Annotated in this window: 6 protein-coding genes; 4 read left to right on the top strand and 2 right to left on the bottom strand. The window is 43.3% G+C overall.

Going from position 1 to position 3,579, the window contains the following annotated elements; genetic code table 11:
• Positions 1-337 precede the first annotated feature (337 nt).
• Entirely contained in the window at positions 338-778 is a 441-nt protein-coding gene (locus VGA95_13555) for an Hsp20/alpha crystallin family protein (protein ID HEX9667568.1), read from the bottom strand.
• 482 nt (positions 779-1,260) lie between these two features.
• Between VGA95_13555 and VGA95_13550 the strand changes: the two genes are divergently transcribed.
• Positions 1,261-1,479 carry a type II toxin-antitoxin system RelE/ParE family toxin gene (locus tag VGA95_13550; GenBank protein HEX9667567.1) on the top strand — a complete coding sequence of 73 codons (219 nt, stop codon included), beginning with the start codon at positions 1,261-1,263 and terminating at the stop codon, positions 1,477-1,479.
• Positions 1,479-1,772 carry a HigA family addiction module antitoxin gene (locus VGA95_13545; protein HEX9667566.1) on the top strand — a complete coding sequence of 98 codons (294 nt, stop codon included), beginning with the start codon at positions 1,479-1,481 and terminating at the stop codon, positions 1,770-1,772. The genes VGA95_13550 and VGA95_13545 overlap by 1 nt, the downstream gene beginning before the upstream one ends.
• Before the next feature lie 296 nt (positions 1,773-2,068).
• On the opposite strand, the gene VGA95_13540 is transcribed toward VGA95_13545, so the two are convergent.
• Positions 2,069-2,305, bottom strand: a complete 237-nt coding sequence (locus VGA95_13540; GenBank protein HEX9667565.1) for a hypothetical protein — start codon at positions 2,303-2,305, stop codon at positions 2,069-2,071.
• Here VGA95_13540 and VGA95_13535 point away from each other — a divergent pair.
• Complete coding sequence (locus VGA95_13535; protein HEX9667564.1) at positions 2,279-3,244, top strand: hypothetical protein; 966 nt, start codon at positions 2,279-2,281, stop codon at positions 3,242-3,244. The genes VGA95_13540 and VGA95_13535 overlap by 27 nt on opposite strands.
• A gap of 12 nt (positions 3,245-3,256) precedes the next feature.
• On the top strand, positions 3,257-3,579 hold a 323-nt coding region (locus VGA95_13530), incomplete at its 3' end, for a secondary thiamine-phosphate synthase enzyme YjbQ (GenBank protein HEX9667563.1).

The following is a 3,579-nucleotide window of genomic DNA, read 5'->3' as shown; positions in this document are numbered from 1 at the left end:
GCAAATTGTTGCATAATAAGTACAGCTTTGTTTAATCCCCTTCGAAACAAAATTACCAATACTGGGTAAATATTTTATCGGCAAGCCGATATCGAGAAAAAGAATCCACCCTCTTTACAAAAGGCGGTTTGATAACAGACGATATGGAAAAAGAATTTTAAATCTTAATCATCTAGGTGAGATAAACAGCCTGCGTTTTATATATGACGACTTTTCTTATAATTAAGTAGTTAGGCAGCAGGACCAAGTGTTTGATTAGTTTAAAGAAACGTCTAATGAAACGGGCACAGGGCTTTTCCGAGTCCGCGTTCAGCCGATGGTTGGAGCTTCTGTCTTTTTACTCCACTATGACCTCGATGACTTTCGGTTTTGCCTTCTCAGTCTTTTGAATCTGGAGATTCAGCATGCCATCCTTGAACGAAGCCTTAATTTTAGTTTCATCGACATTGTCAGGCAACGTAAAGCTACGGGCGAAGCTCCCGTAGTATCGCTCGACTCGATGGAACTTTTTCCCCTTCTCTTCTTTTTCCTGTTTTCTCTCTCCCCGAATCGTCAGGACACCATTGTCTACAGTAACTTTGACATCCTCCTTATTGACCTCGGGAATCTCCGCTTTGATCACGAATGCTTCGTCGGTCTCAGCGATGTCTACCCGGGGAGCCCAGTCCCCTGTTGCGATGACCTCTTGGCTTCCAGCCGGAGGTTGCCCCACCGCTCTCGTGTAGCGGTCGAACTTGTCCGCAATCTCTCGCCACGGATCCCATCTTACTATATCCATTATGCACCTCCCTATTTGCGGGATTTAGTTTACCCCAATGGACAGTCCCGCATTCAGACCACCAAGGTTTTGGTTGTTCTCTCTGTAGCTCCAACTATTAATTAGGCTGCGACAATGCAGCATAGAGCATAGTATCCCATATAGGGTGTTATACTGCAAACCGTTGCCCTACAAATATAACATCCAGTATATAATAAACCAATTTTATGCATAAAACTTTCCTACTGTCATTTACTCCAAAGTGCCAATTCTGTATAGATTTTCCCAGTTGATATGCTGCAAAAGGTTGCAGCAAAATATGCGTCACCAATCTGTTACTAAACCCAAAGCTTTATACAGAGAATCCCACTCTTTACAAAAGGCGCTATCAGAAAAATAACACTTGACAGGCGTACGGTATTACCGTACTATGAATTATGAACCTCAAGAGCATTCGCCATAAGGGGCTCAGACGATTTATCGAGAACGACGATCCCAGCGGATTGCCGTCGGCGAAGGTAGAGAAAATCAGGGATATCGTTTCCGCCCTTTTGACCGCACAGAATGTTGAGGACATACCGGCGCTGCCGGGATGGAGACTTCACAAGTTGCATGGCGATCGAAAGGGCCAATGGAGCATAACGCTCACCGGCAACTGGCGCATAGTCTTTGAGGTTAAAGCCGATGAAATTTACAGACTTGATCTGGAGGATTATCACTGATGATTAAGGTCGGAATGAAACCATCGCATCCGGGCGAATTTATCCGGCGTCAGGTGCTGGAGCCGCTTGGTCTGACTATCACCACTGCGGCCAAAGTGCTGGACGTGCGACGGGCAACACTGAATGATCTCGTCAACGGGAAATCCAGCCTGTCGGCGGAAATGGCCCTGCGCATGGAAAAGGCTTTTGATGTCAATATGGATTTTTTGCTACGGATGCAGGCCCTTTATGACGGTTATTGCATGCGTGAGAAAAGCGACAGTCTGAAAGTGCAACGCTATCAACACGGTTAGAAAAGATAGAAGAGCCCCAATTTTTACAAAAGGCGCCTTTGTATAAACAACCTCCGGGAGGTCTTGATATTATTTTCTTTGTCTTGATACAAAGAAACAAAAATCAAGGGCTGACAAAAAACGCTTGCGTATCGAGCGAATGCGAGATATCTATTGCTATAATTAATTAGTTCTCTCAGTCACTCTGTTCCTTCGAGATGACAGTAATGATTGTCACTTTTTTTAACGCTTCCGGAATTGATTTTGGCAATTTTTTGAATGCCCATTTAAGATCTAAAAAACTGTCCTCGAATTACTTAACATCTGTAGTTGTAAACGCTCCTGTTTTTTGCGTTTCTTATATTCCTGCCATAAGAATTGAGAGCCGCAAGCGCAAGACGAGGCGGCTCTCCTTTCAGGTCTATCGCGAGAAAGCTGCCCCTGTATAGATCGATTTGAAAAATTAACTCGTTCAGGAAAAATAAACTTGCAAATTCTCCGACTGGCCTTAGACTAATCGAAAAGAGATGATCGAGTATAAAGATGGCATTCATCTAAAAAAGACTGATCTCTGGTTCGATTCTAAAAGAAAGGCGCCGTTGTCGTTTATATCAAGCGCCGGTTTTAATAAATTTGGGCCCCATAAAAAGATAATAGCGACACCACAGACTATAAGACTTTTAGGGAAAAAAATAAGAAATTCCGTCGTTCTGGCTTGTCCTTTTAATCGGCCATTTTCGCTTGGAAGGGTTCAGGTCGAGCTATTACCTTCTGGGGCAATGCTTGGATCTTCTCAGATCTCGGTAGATTTCGATGGCAAAAAGGTAGTTTATACGGGTGATCTTAGGCTAAGATCAAGTGAAACCTCCGAGCAGGTTGTACCTAAGCATTGTGACATACTTGTGATTAAATGCACCTATGGCTTACCCAACTACATTTTTCCTCCCGCAGAAGAGGTAATGGACTCTATTAGGGCTTTTATAGATGACTCTTTTTCATCTGGTCATGCACCCGTAATCTTGGTAAATCATTTGGGGAGTGCGCAGGATTTAGCTAAGATGTTGGGCCGTGAGGGATATAATCTGAGTCTTCATAAATCCATATTCGATGTGATTAAGATTTATGAGGAATTCGGTATTGATTTTTTGAACTATGAGAGTTTTGATCCTATGAAGATCGAAAATAAAGTATTACTGTTGCCCCTATTTGCTAGAGATTCTGACGAACTTGAAACCATTGAAGATAAGCGAATCGGAGTGGCAATAGGGTGGGCATTGGATAGGGTTTCTGTAAAATCGGCATTTAGTGCTGACGAAGCCTTTCCACTCAGTAATCATGCGGGTTTTGATGAGCTAATTAAGTTTGTTGAAATTGTAAAGCCCAAGGAAGTGTATGTTGTAAACGGTTTCGGTGTTGAGTTTTCTATGAGTCTTAAGAGGAGGGGGTTCAATGCTAAGCCTCTTGAAAAACCCTCCCAGCTGAAGCTTCTATAGGAGAAGGATAAAATGGTGGTTGAAACCTTTGATTTTAGTCTGAAGACTTCCGGAGATTCTGATTTAATTGATATAACGGGGAAAGTTACAAAGGTGCTGAGGGATTCCGGCATTTCATCGGGAATAGTGACGATATTTGTGCCTGGTTCTACGGCAGGTGTTACAACAATTGAATATGAGGAAGGAGCGTTAAGGGATTTTCAGGCAGCCATAGAGAGGATTGCACCAAAGGGTATCCATTATGATCATGATGCGAGGTGGGGCGACGGAAATGGCTATTCCCACATCAGGGCTTCTCTGCTTGGACCCTCTCTGACCGTACCCTTTTCGTCCTC

Source organism: Thermodesulfobacteriota bacterium (genome assembly GCA_036397855.1).
GTDB lineage: Bacteria > Desulfobacterota_D > UBA1144 > Nemesobacterales > CSP1-2 > DASWID01.
This window is presented reverse-complemented; position numbering and strand designations above follow the sequence as displayed.

Excerpts from the sequence above, each read along its gene's own strand:
- VGA95_13535 (HEX9667564.1), top strand. The coding sequence starts at position 2,279 with ATGATCGAGTATAAAGATGGCATTCATCTAAAAAAGACTGATCTCTGG.
- VGA95_13555 (HEX9667568.1), bottom strand. The coding sequence starts at position 778 with ATGGATATAGTAAGATGGGATCCGTGGCGAGAGATTGCGGACAAGTTC.
- VGA95_13540 (HEX9667565.1), bottom strand. The coding sequence starts at position 2,305 with ATGAATGCCATCTTTATACTCGATCATCTCTTTTCGATTAGTCTAAGG.
- VGA95_13545 (HEX9667566.1), top strand. The coding sequence starts at position 1,479 with ATGATTAAGGTCGGAATGAAACCATCGCATCCGGGCGAATTTATCCGG.